The sequence below is a fragment of the Streptomyces sp. NPDC001093 genome, assembly GCF_040298985.1.
Taxonomy (GTDB): domain Bacteria; phylum Actinomycetota; class Actinomycetes; order Streptomycetales; family Streptomycetaceae; genus Streptomyces.
Genome location: NZ_JBEPBF010000155.1, coordinates 1 through 21,377, shown reverse-complemented (window position 1 = coordinate 21,377; position 21,377 = coordinate 1). Strand labels below are relative to the sequence as shown.

Annotated in this window: 14 protein-coding genes and 1 pseudogene; 11 read left to right on the top strand and 4 right to left on the bottom strand. The window is 68.0% G+C overall.

What is annotated here, in order from left to right:
- Positions 1-17: 17 nt before the first annotated feature.
- The gene (locus ABT288_RS43495; protein WP_351620628.1) at positions 18-1,394 is read right to left on the bottom strand and encodes an MFS transporter; all 1,377 of its coding nucleotides are present in this window, start codon (positions 1,392-1,394) and stop codon (positions 18-20) included.
- A 1,372-nt stretch (positions 1,395-2,766) separates the two neighbouring features.
- On the opposite strand from ABT288_RS43495, the gene ABT288_RS43490 reads away from it, so the two are divergent.
- From ABT288_RS43490 to ABT288_RS43470, 5 genes and pseudogenes are all read left to right on the top strand, one after another.
- The gene (locus tag ABT288_RS43490; RefSeq protein WP_351620625.1) at positions 2,767-3,873 is read left to right on the top strand and encodes an IS110 family RNA-guided transposase; all 1,107 of its coding nucleotides are present in this window, start codon (positions 2,767-2,769) and stop codon (positions 3,871-3,873) included.
- An 811-nt stretch (positions 3,874-4,684) separates the two neighbouring features.
- Positions 4,685-5,107 (top strand): annotated as a pseudogene (locus tag ABT288_RS43485) (DUF5655 domain-containing protein); the annotation flags it as partial.
- A gap of 300 nt (positions 5,108-5,407) precedes the next feature.
- Positions 5,408-5,920, top strand: coding sequence for a hypothetical protein (locus ABT288_RS43480; RefSeq protein ID WP_351620622.1), 513 nt, complete (start codon positions 5,408-5,410; stop codon positions 5,918-5,920).
- A gap of 286 nt (positions 5,921-6,206) precedes the next feature.
- Entirely contained in the window at positions 6,207-6,551 is a 345-nt protein-coding gene (locus ABT288_RS43475; RefSeq protein WP_351620620.1) for a hypothetical protein, read from the top strand.
- A 127-nt stretch (positions 6,552-6,678) separates the two neighbouring features.
- Positions 6,679-9,093 (top strand): tetratricopeptide repeat protein, encoded by a 2,415-nt coding sequence (locus ABT288_RS43470; RefSeq protein ID WP_351620617.1) that lies wholly within the window; start codon positions 6,679-6,681, stop codon positions 9,091-9,093.
- A 44-nt stretch (positions 9,094-9,137) separates the two neighbouring features.
- Here ABT288_RS43470 and ABT288_RS43465 read toward each other — a convergent pair whose 3' ends face one another.
- The gene (locus tag ABT288_RS43465; protein ID WP_351620633.1) at positions 9,138-9,290 is read right to left on the bottom strand and encodes a hypothetical protein; all 153 of its coding nucleotides are present in this window, start codon (positions 9,288-9,290) and stop codon (positions 9,138-9,140) included.
- Between the two features lie 552 nt (positions 9,291-9,842).
- Between ABT288_RS43465 and ABT288_RS43460 the strand changes: the two genes are divergently transcribed.
- Positions 9,843-10,352, top strand: a complete 510-nt coding sequence (locus ABT288_RS43460; RefSeq protein WP_351620614.1) for a hypothetical protein — start codon at positions 9,843-9,845, stop codon at positions 10,350-10,352.
- Between the two features lie 363 nt (positions 10,353-10,715).
- Here ABT288_RS43460 and ABT288_RS43455 read toward each other — a convergent pair whose 3' ends face one another.
- Complete coding sequence (locus tag ABT288_RS43455) at positions 10,716-11,003, bottom strand: hypothetical protein (protein WP_502972975.1); 288 nt, start codon at positions 11,001-11,003, stop codon at positions 10,716-10,718.
- Entirely contained in the window at positions 11,000-11,254 is a 255-nt protein-coding gene (locus ABT288_RS43450) for a hypothetical protein (protein ID WP_351620608.1), read from the bottom strand. Before ABT288_RS43450 ends, ABT288_RS43455 begins: the two co-directional genes overlap by 4 nt.
- Positions 11,255-11,674: 420 nt before the next feature.
- On the opposite strand from ABT288_RS43450, the gene ABT288_RS43445 reads away from it, so the two are divergent.
- The 5 genes from ABT288_RS43445 to cas7c all read left to right on the top strand — a co-directional run bounded on the left by ABT288_RS43445 (position 11,675) and on the right by cas7c (position 19,756).
- On the top strand, positions 11,675-12,361 hold the full coding sequence (locus ABT288_RS43445) for an HNH endonuclease family protein (RefSeq protein ID WP_502972974.1): 687 nt from the start codon (positions 11,675-11,677) through the stop codon (positions 12,359-12,361).
- Between the two features lie 1,010 nt (positions 12,362-13,371).
- Positions 13,372-15,648: a CRISPR-associated endonuclease Cas3'' gene (locus tag ABT288_RS43440; protein ID WP_351620605.1), complete on the top strand. Its 2,277-nt coding sequence runs from the start codon at positions 13,372-13,374 to the stop codon at positions 15,646-15,648.
- A gap of 569 nt (positions 15,649-16,217) precedes the next feature.
- On the top strand, positions 16,218-16,973 hold the full coding sequence (gene cas5c, locus ABT288_RS43435; protein ID WP_351620602.1) for a type I-C CRISPR-associated protein Cas5c: 756 nt from the start codon (positions 16,218-16,220) through the stop codon (positions 16,971-16,973).
- A gap of 7 nt (positions 16,974-16,980) precedes the next feature.
- On the top strand, positions 16,981-18,795 hold the full coding sequence (gene cas8c, locus ABT288_RS43430) for a type I-C CRISPR-associated protein Cas8c/Csd1 (protein ID WP_351620599.1): 1,815 nt from the start codon (positions 16,981-16,983) through the stop codon (positions 18,793-18,795).
- Positions 18,796-18,883: 88 nt separating this feature from the next.
- The gene (gene cas7c, locus ABT288_RS43425; RefSeq protein WP_351620596.1) at positions 18,884-19,756 is read left to right on the top strand and encodes a type I-C CRISPR-associated protein Cas7/Csd2; all 873 of its coding nucleotides are present in this window, start codon (positions 18,884-18,886) and stop codon (positions 19,754-19,756) included.
- Positions 19,757-21,377: the final 1,621 nt, after the last annotated feature.

Sequence of the window (21,377 nt, the reverse complement as noted above, 5' to 3'; positions counted from 1 at the left end):
CTCCGCGGCCGCGCCGGTCAGACCGTCCTCGCCTCCGCGGCCGCGTCGGCAGCGGAGGACTCGCCGCCCTCGGCCTCGACGTGGGCGAGATCCCGGTGCCGCGTCTCCCGGGCCACGCCCACGGCGACCAGGGTCAGCACCGCGGCGGCGATCACATACAGGGCGATCGGGGTGGAGCTGCCGTAGTCGTCGAGCAGTGCGGTGGCGATGAGCGGGGCCGGCGCGCCGGCCGCCACGGAGGCGAACTGGGCGCCGATGGACGCGCCCGAGTACCGCATCCTCGTGGCGAACATCTCGGCGAAGAAGGCGGCCTGGGGCGCGTACATCGCGCCGTGCAGCACGAGCCCGACGGTCACGGCGAGGACCAGGTAGCCGAACGACCCGGTGTCCACCAGGGAGAAGAACGGGAACATCCACAGGCCGACACCGGCCGCGCCCAGCAGGTACACGGGCCGCCGCCCGACCCGGTCGGACAGCGCGCCCCAGGCCGGGATGACGGCGAAGTGCACGGCGGAGCCGATGAGTACGGCGTTGAGCGCGGTCTGCTTGGAGACGCCGGCCGAGGTGGTGGCGTAGACGAGGATGAAGGCGGTGATGACGTAGTAGCTGATGTTCTCCGCCATGCGGGCGCCCATCGCCACCAGCACGTCCCGCCAGTGGTGCCGCAGCACGGAGACGAGCGGCAGCTTCTCGGCCTCCTGCGTCCGCCGGGACTCGGCCCGCGCCAACGCCTCCTTGAACACGGGCGATTCGTCGACGGACAGCCGAATCCACAGACCGATCAGCACCAGCACCCCGGAGAGCAGGAAGGGCACCCGCCAGCCCCAGGCCCCGAAGGCGTGGTCGGAGAGTACGGAGGTCAGCAGCGAGAGCACACCGGTGGCGAGCAACTGCCCCGCCGGCGCGCCGGTCTGCGGCCACGAGGCCCAGAAACCGCGCCGCCGCGGATCCCCGTGCTCCGACACCAGCAGCACGGCACCGCCCCACTCGCCACCGAGCGCGAATCCCTGGACGAGCCGCAGTGTGGTCAGCAGCACGGGCGCGGCGGCCCCGACCGTGGCGTGCGTGGGCAACAGCCCGATGGCGAAGGTCGCCCCGCCCATCATCACCAGGCTGAGCACCAGCAGCTTCTTCCGCCCCAGCCGGTCACCGTAGTGCCCGAACACGAGCGCCCCCAGCGGGCGGGCCGCGAACCCGACCGCATACGTCAGGAAGGACAGGAGCGTTCCGACGAGCGGATCGGAATCCGGGAAGAACAGCTTGTTGAACACCAACGCGGCGGCGGAGCCGTAGAGGAAGAAGTCGTACCACTCGATGGTGGTGCCGATGAGGCTGGCGGCGACGATGCGCTTGAGGTTCACGGGTGGTGGGGGAGCGGTGGTTCCGGAGGCCATGTGCGCCACTTCCTCATGTGCGGTGGGGACGGATACGTGTCGGCACACGGTAGAAACATGCAGGTCAGGCGCACATGTGGTGGGGCAACATAGTTCGAGCGTTGCCTATGCGTGCGGCCACCATGCCGGCTCACGGAAGGGCGGTTCAGGGGCTCGAAGATGGTCGAAGCGAGTGCTGTCCGGGACGCACGGTTCGGGGTGATTTGACGGTGCGGTGCTGACTCCCGTGCTGGTTTGGTGCTGACTAAAAGCCCACGTCATCACCCGTGTTCACCCCTCCCGTGCTGATTTGGTGCTGACTACGCTCCGTTGAACTCGGACATCTTGGGGCTGATCGGCTCAGGGCCGTTGCGCGGTAGGCGACCTGACTGAGAGGCCGACCCGGCTTTGCCGCTCGGCTCTGCGGGCAAGGACAAGGCGTTGCGCATGCGCGTGGTACGCGTTCGGCGCAGCAGATTCTTCGTCTGCTGGTGGTACACGGCCTCACCCGCTTCTGACCTGCGGCAACGGGTGGAATCGCCCGATGCGAAGCCGAATTGGTCCGCAACTGGTCCGGATCTTGGTATGTGGTGCCGGCGGGGGAGCTTCCCTGCGGTACTACATGGCACAGGTAGTCGGAAGCGTCTTCTGGCGTCCATGTGGTCCGAAACGATGCCGTTGCCGTAGGCGAGGCTCTTGTGGTCCGAGTACGTCGACGGTGTTCGTGACAGGCGTGTGACAGAACAGGTGATGCAGAACCCCCTGCTGGCTCGCCCGGCTGGGGGGAACGGTGCCAGGGTCTCGGACGGCTTGTCGCGGCGGTGTAGTTCGTGTCGGTGAAGGCCCGGCGGATGGTGCCTGCGGTGTCGATGACGTAGGTCGCGTCCGTGACCGGCGATGCGTCGATGGCAGAGGCCGCGAAGGCGTGGTCACGCACCGTGGACCGACCGTCCGGCGTACAGGTGTACCTGGCTGCGGCTCATGTGTGCGAGCCGGGCAAGTCGCGGGCGTGGCCGACGGCTCTGGCGGAGAGTGCCGGGGTGCCGTTCGCGCGGGGCGCGTTGATCCGCCGTGAAGGTGCGCCTGGGGCGCGTGGGTGCTGCTGGGCTTCAACACATATGCATTCGGCAGGCGTCATCTGCGTGAGGGCGAGCGGCGGTTGGTACGAATGACGGCGAACGCTGCCGTAGTGCCGGGACCTGACTCCTGACACCTCTGACCAGAGTGTCTTAACCATCCTGTGTCATTCGCGGGGCGAGGCAGCGCACGTAAGACGCTGGTTCGGGCGAGCGTGTCCGGAGCACTGCCATGCGAGAGGTTTCTGCACCGTGTCACTAGTGACCGCTCTTCCGGGCCGGCGGCGAGACCGCTGTTTGACCGTCGACGGGAATGAATGAACATCGAGCCGTTAAAGCCTGTTCGCTCCGTGGGCCGCTCCTCGAATGCAGATGAGGTGATTCTCGGGGTCGACACGCATCGCGATACTCACGTAGCAGCGGTGCTTTCGAAGGCGGGCAACGTATTGGCTGCTGAGAGCTTCCCGGCTACCGCGAGCGGCTATCGCCAGCTTGTGGAATGGGCCGTTAGGTTGGGCGTTGTTCGGCGTGCCGGAGTGGAATGTTCTGGAAACTATGGGGCGGCGCTGTCCCGGTATCTGCTGTCGCAAGGTATCGAGGTCATCGAGGCTCCCGGCCCTGGGCGTTCGGCCCGCCGCCGGCGGAGGAAGTCCGACCAGGGTGATGCAGAAGCTGCCGCGCGGTCCGTGCTCAGCGGCCGTGCGAGGTCCCCCGCGAAGTCAGGGAGCGGTCCGGCCGAGATCGCCCGTATGTACATGGTGGCCAAAGACTCTGCTGTGAAAGCCCAACGGCAGGCCGTGAACCAGCTCAAGGCGATCTTGGTCACCGCCGATCCTGCGCTGCGGGAAGAATTGGCCAATCTGCCGCGCCGTGCGCTCATCCAAGCCTGCTTACAGCTGAGTGAAGGCGGGGAGGAGACGGATCCGGTATTGAGGGCGACAAGATTCACATTGCATGCGCTGGCCGAGCGAATCGAGCAACTGAGAGCGCAGGCCCGAGTGCTGGAGCGCCGTCTGTCCGCAGTGATCGGGTGCCATTACCCCCGCCTGGTCGACGCTGTGGGAATCGGACCGCACAGTGCCGCTGTCTTGTTGACGGCCATAGGCGAGAACAGTGACCGCATGCGGGGCGAGGCGTCGTTCGCCGCGTTGTGCGGTGCAAGTCCGGTGGAGTACTCATCGGGCAGCCGACAGCATCGTCGGCTCAACCGCGGTGGAAACCGACAGGCGAACGCTGCTCTGCACCGTGTCGTGCTGTCCCGGCTGCGCTGGGATCCGCGGACCCAGACGTACTACGAGCGACGGGTGTTGGAAGGGAAAACCCGGCGTGAAATCATCCGCTGCCTGAAGCGGTATGTGGCTCGGGAGGTCTATCGATTGGTCCAGGAGGAGCGTCGAAGCCCGGGCTGGGCATCGGCGGGCTAAAGGTGCGATCTTTGGCCGCCCCGGAGTACGACCGCCACGATCTCGTGGTCGGTCAGGGTGGCGATGGTGTCGGGGTTGCGATCCTCGGTCGCCCCGGAGGACGACCGCCACGCCCGCCCCCCAGCGCTGCTCACCGGTGATGAGCATGTTGCGATCCTCGGCCGCCCCGGAGGACGACCGCCAGTGCCGGCCGCAGCCTCTCCGAAGAGGACCAGCAGTTGCGATCCTCGGCCGTCCCGGAGGACGACCGCCACTGTCGAGTTCCTCTTCAGTAATGGCGCCACCCGCAAGGTTGCGATCCTCGGCCGCCCCGGAGGGTGACCGTCACCACGGTGATGACGCCGGTCATGTGGGCGCCCTTGCCGTTGTGATCCTCGGCCGCCCCGGAGGGCGACCGCCACCCCAGTAGCCGCGGTCCGGGACTGCGGGACTCCGAAGTTGCGATCCTCGGCCGCCCCGGAGGGCGACCGCCACAGGGCCGGTGTTCTCGTGGACGTGCCCGCAGTCGTGGTTGCGATCCTCGGCCGCCCCGGAGGGCGACCGCCACGCTGGCTGACCAGCGAGATCAGAGTAGTCGGTAGTTCCTAGAAAGCTACGGAGGAGGGACGCATGGCGCGAAATGGGTCGTTCGGCTTCGGTGCGGTCCGCGTGTTGCGTGTGCACTTGAGGTTCCGAAGCGGGCTCTTTGTCACCGATGAGGGCTCCGGATCATAGCCGCGACTGTCGGCTGCCTCACCTTGCTTCTACTTGTACCGGCTCGTTGTCAGTGGCGGCGTGTACGTTTCCGATCCGGAAGGTTCACGCAGAGGGCGATCTGCTCGGGCTTGAGACCGTGGCCTCCGTGAGCGGCGGCATGCAGGTGGGCCGTCGGGCGCGACGCCAGGCGGTTGCCCGTGTGGCGGCCGACGTCCAGGGCGCGTCGATGGTGGAGTTGGCGGGCGCGGTCGACGAGGTCCTGCTCGGGCTCGGGGACGGCGTGAACCGGGTTGAGCGCAAGACCTACCGGGCGTATCAGCGGCTGCGGAACTTCGCCTGCCTGTGTCCGCCGCAGCGGAGCAAACTGTTGGTCTACTTGAAGGTCGACCCGAAGGATGTCGACCTTGTTCCGGGCTTCACCCGGGACGTGTCCGGTCTCGGGCACCACGGTACGGGTGATCTGGAGGTGCAGCTCCGTACGCCGAAGGACGTGGAGCGGGCGCAGGATCTGTTCCGGGCGAGCTACGCGGCGGCGTAATCGGCTGCAGCAGCCAGCCTCATGGCGGGCTGCGCTTCGTGTCGTGTCTGCGGTCGTCGGTGAAGCCTTTCGACGTGCGGGCAGGGCGTGGCGGTGGACTATCTGTGGTGCGTGGTTGTCGCTGCTTTCTTTGCGTGTCTCACATTCCTCAACTCCCGTTGATCGGACGTGGGATTAGCAGTTGATGAGGGTCGTGTCGCGGACGTACCGTCCCGCCGCGTGTCGGTGCACTTCTTCTCTGCCGAGGGCTGACAGTCCTAGGGGCTCGATGGCGAGCCGTTGATCCCTGAGCGGGTGCCGGTGCTGTTCGACGACGACTGCCTGTTCGAGGACGAGGACGGCCCTAGGGCGACGCGGGCGGTGAATGCCTGGCTTCGTACGCTGCCGTCGAGCGGGGCGCCGTCACCGAATGCGTGGCGGGCGTACGCGTTGGCGGCCCGAGACTGGCTTACGCATCTGCGCCGGCACCGTATCGCGGTGTTCAGCACGCGGCCGGAGCTGGTGGCTGCGCGCGGTCCCCCAAGAGATCGACACGGCAGCCGGAAAGGCCAGATGATGGCACTGAGCCACCAGCAGCGCGATCAGATCGAGCGGCCCATCCGCGCGGCCATCGACCGGCTGCTGGCCGGGCAGATCTCGCCCGGCGGCGCCTGCGACGTCAAGACGCTCGCCCGCGAGGCGGGCATCTCCCGCGCGTCTCTCCATCGGACCTGGGGCCACCTCAAGGGACGAGTTCGAAAAGCGGCGGTCAGCCGCCTGGGCCGCCGGTCAGCAGCCCGACCCTCGCGAGGCCCGCATCACCGGGCTGCGTGATCTACACAGCGGCTCACCGGCAAACTCGCCCGCACCCACACAGAACTCACGCAGCTCAAGGAGCGTCACTGGCGCCTGCTGTCGGTTCTGGCGGCCAAGGACGCCGAGCTCGAGCGTCTGCGCTGCCAGCTCAGTTCGTTCGCTTCGGTCCCGGATCAAGGTCGGGGGGACGACGCTGATGTCACGGACGGCGACCTGCCGGGGGTCCGCCGTCACTGCGTTCCGGAACATGAGAGGCTCGGCCGAAGCACTCCCATCGCAACTCAGCCTGAGCGACGATGACAAGATGACTTTGAAGCGCATGGTGTTGGTCGCGACGTGCGTGGTGGTCGCTGTCCTGGGGTGGATGTTCGCCGTCTCGCAGTGGGAGACAGCAAGCCGGATGGCGACGGTGGCCTCCGCTCTCGCAGGTGTTGCAGCGGTAGGCGTCGGAATCTGGGCAGCGCTCCCTGGCGTCAGCCAATCAGCCGTCGTCGTTCGCGAAACCAGCACCGCCAAGACAGCAGGCAAGGGCAACGCCGTCACGGGTTATCACGGGAGCGGATCTGCGCGCCCTGTCACTGTCGAGCGGACAGGCGATGCCGAAGCGACCGGAGATGGTGACGCTATCAGCGGGTACAGCGAGAAGTAGCCCAGGTATTAGCAGGGGGAGCTGTATGGCAGGACGGCGGAATATCGAGGTTCGGGACACAGGTCAGGCGACTTCTGGGCCGGCAGGAGTATCCATCAGTGGATACCACAGTGGTGACATCACGACCGTGCACGTGCATGGGCGGGAGCCGGTCCCATGGCCGCACCAAGTCGGTGTACTTCCCCGCGAAGCTGCGGCCTTCCAGAGACGAGGCGAGACCGACCATCTGCGTGCCGCGCTGAACAGCAGCGGCACCGCGGTGCTGTGCCAGGTGCTGCGCGGCACCGGCGGCGTCGGTAAGACCCAGCTCGCCGCCCACTACGCGCGGCAGGCGTGGACTGGGGACGAATTGGACGTGCTGGTCTGGGTCAGCGCCAGTAGCCGCCCCGCCATCGTCTCCGCTTTCGCCCAGGCTGCCGAAGAACTCCTCGCGCACGAACCTGGTGACCCCGAAAGATCCGCACAGGCGTTCCTGAGATGGCTTGAACCTAAGCCGCCAGGATCCGAGCCCGTATGCCGATGGCTGGTCGTACTGGACGATGTCGCCGATCCCGCTGACGTGACCGGGCTTTGGCCGGCGAAGAATCCGTACGGCCGCACGGTGGTCACCACACGGCGCCGCGATGCTGCTCTACCTGGCCATCGGATCGACCTCGGGGTGTTCACTCCTGATCAGGCAGTCGCGTATCTGGTTGACTTCCTTGCTGAGCATGGACGGCACGATGCCCCGGACGAGCTCCGTGCGCTGGCCCAGGACCTCGGCTACCTTCCGCTAGCTCTCTCGCAGGCTGCTGCCTACATCGTCGATGCCGACATTCCCATCAGCTGCTCGCGATGTACCCACCGGCAGTGCCCCAGCTACCGCCGTCGACTCACCGACCGCGCCAACAGCCTCGCCAGCATGCTGCCCGATCCCGGCACGTTGCCAGACGACCAGAACACCACCGTGAGCGCTACCTGGTCGCTGTCGATCGAACGCGCTGACAACCTCAACCCCGCCGGCCTCGCCCGCCCCACTCTTCAGCTCGCTGCCATGCTGGATCCGAACGGCATTCCCCAGAGCGTTCTGACCAGTGAGCCTGCCCGAACCTACCTCGCTCAGCACCGCACCCAGACCGCAGCTAAGCAGAGCACCGTGGACGAAGTGACAGAGCTGGACGTGTGGGGCGCACTCCGTGCTCTGCACCGTCTGAGCCTCATCGACCACAATCCCGAGTCTCCACAGCATTCAGTGCGTGTTCACCAGCTCATCCAACGCGCCACCCGCGACACTCTCAGTCCTCAGAACCATAGCCAGACCGCCCGCGCCGCCGGTGACGCCTTACTCGCCGACTGGCCTGACCCTCAGCGCGTGGTCACCCCGCTGGCTCAGACTCTGCGTGCTAACGCACAAGCCGTCGTCCGCTGCGCTGGAGACGCTCTATTCAGCGGTGGGGAGCCCCATCACCTGCTTGTCCACGTAGGTGTCAGCTTGAGCAAGGCGGGCCAGGTCACCACTGCCGTAAGGCACTTCCAGTATCTGGTGGACAGGCTTCGGACATTTCTTGGGCCAGACCACCCTGACACCCTGGAGGCTCGGACCAACCTTGCCGAGAACCGAGGCCAGGCTGGCGATGAACGCGGTGCTGCGGAGGCTTTCGCCGAGCTACTGACCGACCGGCTGCGCATCCAAGGTCCCGACCATCCCGACACGCTGGACACTCGCTTCGGTATCGCCGTGTGGCGAGGAATGGCTGGAGATGCCGCTGGTGCTGCGGAGGCTTTCGCCGAGTTGCTGACCGACCGACTGCGGATCCAGGGACCAGATCATCCCTTCACTCTGGGAACTCGCCACAGCCTCGCGGAATGGCGCGGGCACGCGGGGGACGCGGCTGGTGCTGCGGAGGCTTTCGCCGAGCTGCTGAACGACAGGGTTCGGGTTCTCGGCCCTGATCACCCCTGGACCCTAAACAACCGATCTTGCCTGGCCAAGTGGCGGGGCGAGGCTGGGGATGCGGCTGGTGCTGCGGAGGCTTTCGCCGAGCTACTAACCGACCAAGTGCGGATCCAGGGGCCTGACCACCCTGACACTCTGCGGGACCGCTATTGGCTCGCCATCTGGCGGGGCGAGGCTGGCGACGCAGCCGGAGCTGCAGAAGCCCTGGCTGAACTGCTCACCGACCGACTACGGATCCAGGGGCCCGATCATCCTGACACTCTGCGGGACCGCTATTGGCTCGCCATCTGGCGGGGCGAGGCTGGCGACGCAGCCGGAGCTGCAGAAGCCCTGACTGAACTGCTCACCGACCGGCTACGGGCCCGGGGTCCTGACCACTCTGACACCTTGAAAACGAAGAACGAGCTTGCCTACTGGTTGGCCGTTCGACAGGGCCAGGCAGGGGACGCAGCGGGAGCTGCAGAGGCTCTGGCCGCTCTGCTGGCCGACCGGCTGCAGATGCATGGGCCCGACCATCCCAACACCCTGAGAACGAGAGACCAGCTTGCCTACTGGCGGGGGCGGGTCTCGATAGACGAAGCCGCTCATCCATCGACCGATTCTTGAGCGAGATCAGTGAACCCTTCGCGGTGCCGTCTCGTGACGGTTCGTCATCTCGGTTCCGGCAGTGCGGCGTGCTCCAGCTGAAGCAGGACGAGGGCGGCTCGGGCGATGCGGGTGATGGCCGACGGGTCGAGGCTCACCCTGCGGAGAGCCTTGAAGGTGACCTTCAGCAGGGCGTAGCTCTGGCACGCACCCGTCACAGAACCCGTGCACCCTCTCCTCAGCGACGAGGACCGGCAGGCGCGTGACCAATAGGCGCAGACATGGCCACGCCCGTCGAGGACTTCACCACCGAGTACCCGATTCACTACAGCAACGACGGACTCGACACATAGCCTCCGCCGCGCGCCGGGGACAGTGGCACTCGGGTGGGGGACACGTCGAAGTGACGTACTGGCGTAGACGCCGCCGGAGGGCGGCCGAGTCGATGGCCTCACACGGGCGCCACGGCAAGTGCCGTGGGCTCAGCACCCCCGTCGCGAGGGGGCGTGCGCCTGTCCGCCCGGGTCCCGGGGAGTAGCCGGGTAAAGGGGTGGGGGAGCATTTGCTCAGCTGCTGTTCGTCCGTGAGGGGTCGTCATGAGTTCGTTGTGTCGTCGTGCTGTCCCGCTGGTGGTGCTGTCCTGCCTTGTGCTGGCGGGGTGTTCGTCCTCGGGCACGCATTCGGGTGGGGGATCGGCGGGGAAGAACGGTGCGTCGGCTGCCGGGCCGTCGAATACGGCAGGGGCCGGCGGGTCGGTGGGGGAGATCCCGGTGGGTGCGGGGCCGCAGTCGACGTACACGGTGCAGGAGCAGCCGCCGGCGGGCAGTTGCCACTACCGCATGGAGAAGGGTGAGCGGCTTGAGGACTTGAAGTGCACGCCGGGGGCGACGTCTCCGGCGGTGACGCAGGGGAATCTGGCGACGACGATCTGCCGCAAGGGCGGTTACACGAAGAACATCCGGCCGCCGGAGGCGGTGACCGGCAAGGAGAAGCGGCTGAACGCCGCTTCCTATGGCTACACCGGCAAGATGGGTGACGCCGAGTACGACCACCTCATCAGCCTCCAGCTCGGCGGGGACCCGAACGACGCCCGCAATCTGTGGGTGGAGCCGGCCGATCCAGGCCACAAGGCGGACTCGGGGGTGAACAACCTGAAGGACCTGGTGGAGACTAAGCTGCACACCGCCGTCTGCTCCGGCAAGGTCACCCTGAAGGCCGCGCAGAACGCGATCGTCACCGACTGGACCACCGCGCTGAGCAAGCTCGGCCTGGCTGCCTGACGGGCCGGCCCGCCGGGCGGCGGTGTTGAACTGAGCGGGGTGCTACGGGGCGGAGCCGGCAGTGCTCAGCCCCGTCACCCGAAGCTACCGGGCGTCCTTCGCGCGTTGATCCTGGGCCTGGGGTCAGGCGTGGGGCGGCCGGCAAGCGAGGGCGTTGATGAACCGTCGCGCGAGGCTGGGCCTGTGGCCCGGCGGGGTCGGGGCGGGTTCGGCGGCGAGGGCCTTGACGAGGCGCCCGAGGAACGAGCCGGCTCGGATCATCGAAAAGTCCCTTGATGCACGAGGGTTGGTCGGCGTCTTTCGCGCAGTGGGGCTGCGGGCGCCTGTGCCGCAACGCGGGTCGGGGCGCAGGCACCCGCAGCATCAGGAAGCCTCGGCGGCCTGGCCCTGCCGGATGCGGTCGAGCAGGCCCTGGTGGTAGGCCGCGAGGTCGCCGTCCGGGACGGGCGCGGGACTTCCCGTAAGGGTGTACCACTCCTCGGCGCCGGTGTACTGGACGCTGACGTGCGCGGTGCGTCCGTCGGTGCCGAGATCCGTGCGCACGGTCAGGTCGCCGGTGATGACGCCGACGTCGTCGGTCATCACCCCGCCCGGCCCGGCCGTGACCGCGTCGACGTGCCGGTCAGGGCCTGCAGCCGCGCTCATGTTCATCGCTTCCTGGTCCGGCTTTCGCAGGGGTCCGCTTTGCGCTGCTGGGGGTGGTCGGTGTGGGCGCATAGATTTCCTTCATCAGAGGTGAGGATCTTGCCGTCGTAGACGCTGGTCCACCGGCCCGAGCTCGCCCGGCACTCGGCAGCCCGCTGCACGCCGGTGCCGTCGCGCTCGAGCACCCTTTCCCGGGCGTCGCAGTGGGCGCCCTGCTCGGCCCAGTGCGGGAACTTGGCACGGCTGAAGCCGCTCATTGTCCCCTGGGCCGCGACCGTCAGGCCGGCCAGTTCCTTGCGCGCGACCTCGGCGGTGGGCAGGGCCGGCAGTGTCGTTGTGCGCTGTGCCCGAGCGCCGCCGGCACTGCGGCCGGCTGATGCCGGTGTCCCGCCGGGATGAGAAGTGGTGCCTGGCTGCCGTGATCAGTGCCATCGCAGAGATCCCGCAGGCTCACCACTGCTGCCGACGCCTTTGGCTCCCTCTCACCGAGCTGGCTATTCGGCGGGCAGCCTAGCTGCCCCAGGCTGACCAGCCGGGGCATATCCACGCCACGTCACCCGGTCGCGGGACGCCGGCGGGAAGCAGGGCGGCTCACCGCGTCAACTAGCCAGAGCGGCACACCGCGATCGAGGGACGAAGCAGCACTGCGGCGGCCCGTGCCGCTAGTTGATTCCTTCGTGATCATCTCATCCGTGCGGCGCCGCGCCGCCACCCTCGCCGTGACGTGTCTGTCCCTCCTCGTCACGGTCAGCGCCGTCCCCGCTGCCGCCGCCACTCCCGCAACCACAGCAGCCGCGCAGGTCGTGCGGCGTGACCTTCCCGAGCCTCCAGGCGCCGACGTCGCCCGCAAGGAACTCGACGAACTCGTCATCGAGGCCCCCCACTCGATGGCCGGCTACAGCCGCGCGAAGTTCCCTCACTGGATCAAGCAGTACGGGGAATGCGACACCCGCGAGGTTGTCCTCGCCCGTGACGGGAAGGGCGTCACGCAGGACTCGCTGTGCCGGGCCGTCGCCGGAACCTGGTACAGCCCCTACGACGACAAGACGGTCGATTCCGCCTCCAAGATCGACATCGACCACATGGTGCCCCTCGCTAACGCCTGGCGCTCTGGTGCGGACACCTGGACCACTGACAAGCGGAAGAGGTTCGCGAACGATCTCGACCATTCGCAGCTGATCGCCGTCTCGGCCGGCTCCAACCGGTCCAAGGGTGACCAGTCCCCCGACCAGTGGGCGCCGCCGAACAAGGACTACTGGTGCACGTACGCGCGGGCCTGGACCGACGTGAAGTACGGCTACGGGCTGAGCATCACCGGGCCTGAGAAGAACAAGCTCGTCGAGATGCTGAACACCTGCGACTGACACCAGGGCGCAACACCGGGAAGGGGACTGACCCGCCGCGGCGGTGATCCGACGCCGCAGCGGTGCAGGCCCACGAAGTGACAGCGCCCGCCCTCACCCCCTTCGAGGGCGGGCGCGGGCCGTAAGGTGGCGCCAGTCAGGCCGCGTGTGTGCGGTCGAGCAGCATCACGGCATACAGCGGGGAGTCGGGGAACGGCCCCGGAGGCGACCGCCACCTGGCGCCAGTGGTGTCGGACTTCGGGTACTTCGGGGTGTTGCGATCCTCGGTCGCCCCGGAGGGCGACCGCCACGACGTCGTACGACCCGATGAGCCCCTTGAGCGTGGAGTTGCGATCCTCGGTTGCCCCGGAGGGCGACCGCCACAGGTCGGGCGCGCTGTAGTCGCGCACCAGGTCCGCGTTGCGATCCTCGGTCGCCCCGGAGGGCGACCGCCACTCATGGAAGCCACGACCGAGCGAACCAACTATCAGTTGCGATCCTCGGCCGCCCCGGAGGGCGACCGCCACACCCACCACGCGGTCAGCAGTTCGGGCATGTTGGTGTTGCGATCCTCGGCCGCCCGGAGGGCTACCGCCACAATCGTGCCGGTAGCCGTCGGGGTAGCGCTCCGCGTACTTGCGATCCTCGGCCGCCCCGGAGGGCGACCGCCACGACGCAACGGTGGTGGCGACCTGGGCGGGCCCGCCGTTGCGATCCTCGGCCGCCCCGGAGGGCGACCGCCACGCTGGCTGACCAGCGAGATCAGAGTAGTCGGTAGTTCCTAGAAAGCTACTGAGGAGGGACGCATGGCGCGAAATGGGTCGTCGGCTTCGGTGCGGTCCGCGTGTTGCGTGTGCACCTCAGGTTCCGAAGCAGGCTCGTTGTCACCGATAAGGGCTCCGGATCATAGCCGCGACTGTCGGCTGCCTCATCTTGCTTCTACTTTTACAGGCTCGTCGTCAGTGGCGGCGTGTACGTTTCCGATCCGCAAGGTTCACGCACAGGTTGTGTTCTGTCCTGGGGGGTTGGCTATGCAGGCGTCCGTTGGTCAGTTGTACGCGCACAGTCGCAGTGCTGTGTCGGGGAGGCGGCATTCGCTGGAGGGGCATCTGCGTGGCTCGGCGGCGCTGGCGAGGCGGTTCGGTGGGGTGTTCGGTGCGGGGGAGTTGGCTGCGTACCTTGCCTTGATCCACGATGTGGGCAAGGGGACTTGTTCTTGGCGGGATGGGCTCCTGGCGGCGGAGCGTCGTGGTGGCGGCCGGGTCGGGCTGCCGCACAAGCACGCCGGCACTCTCCTGGCCGACCGGTATACGCAGTTGGCGTTCGGCGCGGTGGTCTTCGGCCATCATGGTGGCCTGCCGAACTTGGACAGGTTGAAGACCGAGCTGGTCAAGGCACAGCCTGGCGGAGAGCACGCCAGGCTTGTCGAGGAAGCCATCCGTGCCGTGGAGGATGTGGTTCCGGAGATCCATCCGCAGCCGCGCCCCGCTGTGCCGGGATGGTTGATGGATCTACCCAAGCCTGAGCGCCGGCTGGGTCTGGATCTCTTGCTGCGCATGCTGTTCAGCTGTGTGGTGGATGCGGACTTCCTGGATACGTCCGCACACTTCGAGAACGCTGCGGTGCGTCTGCGCGAGCCTGTGGACATGGGCGTGCTGGTGGAGCGGTACGAGACGCGGCGGGCGAAGTTGCTGGCGGGGCGTGAGCCGTCTCCGGTGGATGCGGTGCGGCAGTCGGTGTACGAGCAGGCGTGTGCTGCGGCGTCGGGGGAGCCGGGCGTGTACGTGCTGCATGTGCCCACCGGTGGGGCCAAGACGCTGGCTTCCGGGGGGTTCGCGCTGCGGCATGCGGCGGCGCACGGGATGCGGCGTGTGGTTCTGGCCGTGCCGTTCATTTCCATCACGGAGCAGAACGCGGCCGTCTACCGGCGCCTCCTGGATCCTGAGCCTCGTTCGGAGGAGGAGACGGTGGTGCTGGAGCACCACAGCGGGGTGGATCTCGATGCGCAGGCGCCGCTCGACGGGTTGTCCCAGACTCAGCAGGACGAGTGGAAGCGGCGGGCGCATGCCGCCAGGCTGGCAGCGGAGAACTGGGATGCTCCGTTCGTGGTGACCACCACGGTGCGGCTGTTCGAGTCGCTGTTCTCCCACAAGCCGTCGCAGATGCGCCGTCTGCACAACCTGGCCGGCTCCGTGATCGTGCTGGACGAGGTCCAGGCCCTGCCGGACCGCCTGCTCGCTCCGATCCTGAGCGTGCTGCGCGGGCTCGTCGATCACTTCGGGGTCACCGTGCTGCTGGTGTCGGCCACCCAGCCCTCGTTCTGGGAGCTGCCCCGGTGGAGGGGGCTTGAGCGGCGGGCGATCGTGGAGGATCCGTCCGCTCTCTTCGAAGCGCTGCACCGGGTCACCTATGAGTGGCGGACAGGCGAGGGCGTCACCTTGGAGAGCATCGCCGAGGAGGCGGCAGGGCACCGGCAGGTCCTGATCGTGGCGGGTACCACTAAGGATGCGGCCCGCCTTCACCGCCACCTCGAAGACCGGGCAGCGGCGGGAGAGGTGCGGCATCTGTCGACCCGGATGACGGGCGGGCACCGCCGTGAAGTTATCAACCATGTCAAGGAGTTGCTCGCTGACGGTAAGCCGGTGCAGCTGGTGTCGACCAGCTTGATCGAGGCCGGCGTTGATCTCGATTTCCCGCAGGTGTATCGGGCGTGGGCGCCGGCGGAGTCGATGCAGCAGGCGGCCGGCCGCTGCAACCGTGATGGCCGTCTGTCCAGCGGCACGGTGGTCATCTTCCGGCCGGCGGACGGCGGCGAGCCGCGCGGCACCGAGTACCGGGCAGCGGTGCAGGCCAGCGACACCTACTTCGGGCCGGACCTCGCCCGCCCCGACGACCTGGAAGCGCTGGAGCGTTACTACCCGGTCCGCTACGCCCTGCAGAACACGCTGGGTGAGGAGATCGAGGAACTGCGGCGCCGCTTGGACTTCCCGGCGGTCGACCACGCCTTCCAGATGATCGAGGACGGCTACAGCATTCCCGCGGTCGTCATCCGCCACGAGGAAGACCGGGAGGCCATCGAGTCCGCCATTGCCCGGCTGCGCGATCCGCTGCGTCCGTGCGGGCCGGAGGTCCTGCGCAGCCTGCAACAGCACACCGCCTCCCTGCCGCGCCGGGAGGCGGAGGCGGCCTTGCGGTCCGGCCTTGCCCTGCCGGTCACTGGTGACCTCATCTGGTGGCTCGGGGCTTACCACGAGCAGCGAGGACTGGACCCGGACGAGCCCGAAGACCGCAGGGCCTTCAGCCTGTGACCGTCGATCCGCCGTCCCGCCCGCGTCCGGGCGTGCCACCATGGCCCTTGTGGTCTGCCAAGGATCACGTGGCGGCCTCACCAGCGGATGGTGTCCGGTGGGTAGGCCGAGGATCGAAACATTGATCTTTTCTGGCCGTGCCTGACCAGGTCGATGCGGGGTCCAGGAACGTGAGTTCCTGGGCCCCGCTCGCTTCCGTTCGTCCCGTACGGCGATGTACGTAGTTTTGTCTCCTCTGTGGCGAAACCGGTAGCGGCTGCCCCCTGGTCGCCCGACATCATCGAGCTGCTGTGCCAGAAAAGTTCAATGAAGAGGTGAGGGGTTTCGTGTACATCGATCCGGCAGTGACTCCGGCCCCGGTGACGGTAGGGGGAGTTGTGGTGATCGTCGTTTTCTTCTTAGCGCGGCACGGGCGGCTGCGGCTTCGCCTGTCTGTCGGTTAACCAGCAGGTCAGCGGGCGATGTCAGTGGCGGCCTCTAGCGTGTGCACCCACTGGCATCGCCCTCGCTGGACGACAACGCAGCGTGGATTGTGGCCAGTTGGGGAATCGCGAGAGGGGTTGTGCAGGTTGGCAGAGCGTAAGGCCGTGCCCCAGAGCCGGGTTGAGCGGCGTGGCAACGACGGCTGGGTGTTTCCGGACCTGGTGGTGGAGGTGGCCGGTCCGCTGGCCTGTTTCACCCGGCCGGAGCTGAAGGTGGAGCGGGTCTCGTATCCGGTGATGAGTCCTTCCGCTGCGGCGGGGGTCTTGGAGGCCATCTTCTGGAAGCCGGAGTTCACCTACGTGGTGCGGGCGATCGAGGTTCTGGCACCGATCGAGTGGACGTCGATCCGGCGCAACGAGGTCAAGTCCGTCACCACGGCCGGCGAGGTCGCGGCCCTGCGGAAGGATCCCCGCCGCCGGTACGACGTCGAGAGGGACCGGGACCAGCGCAACAGCATGCTGCTGCGCGACGTCCACTACCGCATCCACACGCAGGTCGTCCTGACGGAACGAGGCCAGGGCGGGCGCGAGGAGAAATACCGTGAGCAGCTGCGCCGCCGTGTGGACAAGGGCGCCTGCTTCGCCCAGCCGTTCCTCGGCTGCCGTGAGTTCAGTGCTTCCTTCGGCCCGCAGTCCGACGCCGCGCCCATCGCACGCGATGAGGACCTGGGCGTGATGCTGCACTCCATCGTCTATCCGCCCTCCGGAGGCGAGCAGTACCGCTGGTTCCACGCCCAGCTGCGCCAGGGCGTGCTGAAGGTACCGCTGAGGCCCCTGGGCGCGGGCGAGGTGGCCATGCCTGCCGGCTCCGGCTGGCGCGTTGACGGGGCCGAGGCGGGGTGAGGCGCCGATGCTGCTGCAACGTCTGACGGAGGTCGCCGAGCGGGCCGAGGCTGATGGCACTCTTCCTCCCGCCTACTACCGGCCCAAGAAAATTCAGTGGGTGCTGCGGATCGATGTCGACGGCAAGTCCGCGCGGCTCGACGACCGCCGGCCCGCCAAGGGGTCGAAGGACAAGCCTCTGACGAGCGAGACCCCCTACGCCTACCGGTCCGGCAAGATGCCGCCGCCGTACCTGATGGTCGACACCGCCCAGTACGTCCTCGCGGTGCCGAAGACAGGCACGGACGGGACCGCGAGCGAGGCGGCCATGCAGGAAGCGCTCCGCCGGCAGGGCGAATACACCGACCTGCTGCTCTCCTGGACCCAGACCGCCCCGGACGATCCCTACGCCGAGACCGTGCGCACCTTTGTGACCGGCGGCGGTCTGTCCCGCGTGGAGCTTCCCGACGGCATCACGGCCGCCGACAACGTCGCGTTGATGGCCCATGACGGTACCTGGCTGCACCAGTTGCCCACTGCCCGCTCCTTCTGGGCGGCGACCGTACGCGCCCGCAAGTCCGGCAGCGGCGCTACCGGCCTGTGCCTGGTCTGCGGCCGGCAGGGAGATCTGCTGGCCACGATCCCCGAGAGCATCAAGTCCGGGGCGATCCCCACCAGCGGCCTGGGCCGGGATTCCCAGCTGATCAGCATCAACGCCGCCGCCCAGGGACGCGGCGGGGCCCTGCAGCTGGTGAACACCCCGGTGTGCGAGCGCTGCGGCAGCCGCGCCATGGCCGCACTCAACCTATTGCTGGCCACCGACACGCACCGCCGGCGTGGCAGTGACACGGTCAGTGTGTGGTGGACCAAGGAGCCGGTCGACGACCTCTTCGAGTCGCTGGACACCCCGACCGAGGAAAGCGTCGCCAAGCTGCTGGACGCGCTGCACGAGTGCCCCGACCCGGTCGCCGCCGAGCGCCTGGACCCCGGCGCCTACTACGCGCTCACCCTCGGCCTGAACAACGCCCGCGCCGTGGTGCTGGACTGGCTGGACATTCCCGTCGGCCGCCTGCGCAACCACCTCGGTGCCTGGTTCGAACACCACCACGTCTACGACGGCTGGGAGCGCAAGTACCGCTATCTGCCGTTGTGGCACCTGGCCCTGGCGGCCGGCCGCTGGGACGACAAGGCCGGCCGATACGTGGCCCGCAGCGCACCGAAGGGCCTGGAGCACGAGCTGCTGCACGCCGCCCTCACCCGCAGCCCTGTGCCCGCCCGCCTTCTGCCCTACCTACTGCAGCGCATCCGCGCCGACGGCCGCGTGGACCATCCCCGCACCGCCCTGCTCCGCCTCGCACTCCACCCGAACCGGAAGGACCACCAGGTGACCGGCCCCGCACCTCAACTCGACGACCCCAACAGGGAGCCCGGCTACCTGTGCGGGCGTGCCTTCGCCGTCCTCGAAGCCATCCAGCGTGCTGCCCTGCCCGACATCAACACCACCATCGGCGACAAGTACTTCGGCACCGCTATGACCGCCCCCGCCGCCGTCCTCACCACCTTGCGCACCGGCGCCAACGGCCACCTCAAACGGCTGCGCCGCGACAAACGCGGCACGTACTACGCCCTGGACGCCCGCCTGTCCGAGGCGTTCGCCGCGCTCGCCCAACTCGACGACGGCATCCCTGTCCTGCTGCCCACACGGCAGCAGGCGTGGTTCGTCCTCGGCTACGAACAGCAGCGCGCCGCCGACAACGCGGCCCGCGCCGCCCACAAGGCGGCCAAGGAAGCCGGCGACAACGGCAGCGCGGGCGAGCCCGGGACAGAGCAGCCGGCGGCCTGACCGCCGCAGCACCACCCTCACCCGATCCGACGCCCTCCTGCCCCAACACGGCAGGCGCAGACCATCACTTTGACCAGGAGAGCCATCCATGACCGACCCGCACCTCGACCCGACCCGCAAGATCGACTTCGTGTACCTGATCGAGGCACGCGACAGCAACCCCAACGGCGACCCCGACGCCGGCGGCATGCCCCGCACCGACCCCGTCTCGGGCCAGGGTCTGATCACCGACGTCGCTCTCAAACGGAAGATCCGCAACACCGTCTCCCTCCTCAACGAGGAAGACAACAAACCCGGCTACGACATCTACGTCGAAGCCGGCGTCGCCCTCAACGCCCAGCACGAACGCGCCTACGCCCCCGACGCCCTCGGAGACAAGGCCAGCCAGCTCGACGCCCAGCAGTGGATGTGCCAGACCTTCTTCGACGTCCGCATGTTCGGCGCCGTGATGACCACAGGCAAAAAGGACCGCCAGGCCGGCCGCGTCCGCGGACCCGTCCAGCTCACCTTCTCCCGCTCCGTCGACCCCGTCACCCCGCTCGAATACGGCATCACCCGCGTCACCCCGACCAAGCAGGAAGACGTCGACGCCGGCAAGAACACCGAGATGGGCTCCAAACACATCGTCCCTTACGGCCTCTACCGCGGCGAAGGCCACTTCAGCGCCCCCCTCGCCGCCCGCACCGGCGTCACCAGCGACGACCTCGCCATGTTCTGGCGCGCCTTCACCCTCATGTTCGACCACGACCGCGCCGCCGCCCGCGGCGAACTCAACCTGCGCGGCCTGTACGTCTTCACCCACGACGACAAGTACGGCAAAGCCCCTGCCCGCCAACTCCTTGACCGCATCACCGTCAAGGGCCCCGGCGACGCCACCGCCCGCGCCTTCACCGACTACCAAGTCGACGTGCACGAGGCCGGACTGCCCGAGGGCGTCACCCTCACCACCCTGATCGGATGACCACACCAGCACAGCCGCGCGGAGAGGGAGACCTCGTCCACGTCTCCCTCTCCGCGCTGGAGCACTACGCCTACTGCCCGCGCCAATGCGGCCCTCCGGGGCGACCGAGGATCGCAACCACAGCGAGTGGGGCGTCTTGAGGCCGCACCCAGGCGGTGGCGGTCGCCCTCCGGGGCGACCGCGGATCGCAACGTCAAGCACTTCATCAAGCCCGAGCAAGAGGCCGTGGGTGGCGGTCGCCCTCCGGGGCGTCCGAGGATCGCAACTCCCTCGCCGCACTCAAGAGCGCGCTGCAAACGGGCCGTGGCGGTCGCCCTCCGGGGCGACCGTGGTTCGCAACCATGGCTACAGCCTGAAAGGAGCCGTCCAAGCCTCGTGGCGGTCGTTCTCCGGGACGACCGAGGATCGCAACCAGAAAGGTCTGGGCACCCCGGATGCACATACGGCGTGGCGGTCGCCTTCCCGGGCGACCGAGGATCGCAACTCCGAGCACACGCTGATCGGCCGGATCATGGTCCTGTGGCGGTAGCCCTCCGGGGCGACCGAGGATCGCAACAACTTGACCGCTCAGTACATCAACGGCTACGCGCTCGTGGCGGTCGCCCTCCGGGGCGACTGAGGATCGCAACTTCGATCTCGACCGGTTCTACGGGGCCATCTTCAACGGTGGCGGTCGTCCTCCGGGGCGACCGAGGATCGCAACGGCCACCTTGTCCGCGGCGCGTCGGCGGCCGGTGCCGGTGGCGGTCGTCCTCCGGGGTGACCGAGGATCGCAACTCCTCCACGGAGATCACTAAGTTGGCGCCCCAAGTCGTGGCGGTCGCCCTCCGGGGCGACCGAGGATCGCAACGGCACCGAGGCGTGCGCCTCCGGGGACCCGTTCTACGAGTGGCGGTCGCTCTCTGGGGCGGCCGAGGATCGCAACCCTTCGGGTCGTGTGGTGTGATCGGGGTGGCCGGCCGTGGCAGTCGCCCTCCGGGGCGACCGCGGATCGCAACAAGGTGTCGATCACCACGGCGAACCGCGCCTCCCGGGCGGCGGTCGCCCTCCGGGGTGACCGCGGATCGCAACTTTAAGTAAGGAGTGGCGTCAAAATCTGTCGTATCGGGTGGTGGTCGCCCCCTCCTGCGGCGACCGACGATCGCAACACAGCCACCCTGTGCAAGGTCTCAGATTTGATGCAGGCTTGCGGTCGGCTTTCGGGGCGGCCGAGGATCACAACGGCTCGCTGACGTCCTTAGGGACGGTCGTGATGCCGCTAGCGGTCGCGCTTCGGGGCGACCGAGGATCGAAACCACATGGGGCAGCCGATCTTGGTGGGGCACCACAGCCTGGCGGTCGCCGTCTGGGGCGGCCGAGGAACGCAACCAATGCGGCGCCCCATTGTCCGGACCCAGCCCCACCGGTGGCGGTCGTTCCTCCGGTGGCGGCCGAGGGCCGAGGATCGCAACGACCCGACGCAGCGCTGTGGGTGGTACGGGCTGATCTTGCCGGAGATGTACTTGTCCGGTCCTTGCGTCCGAGGTCGGCCGCCGCCTCGCGCAGGAAGTCCTCACACTCGGCGGTGAGGTCGACGACACGCTCCCGGGAGCCGGTGGAGATGTTCAGCATGCGGGTGGTG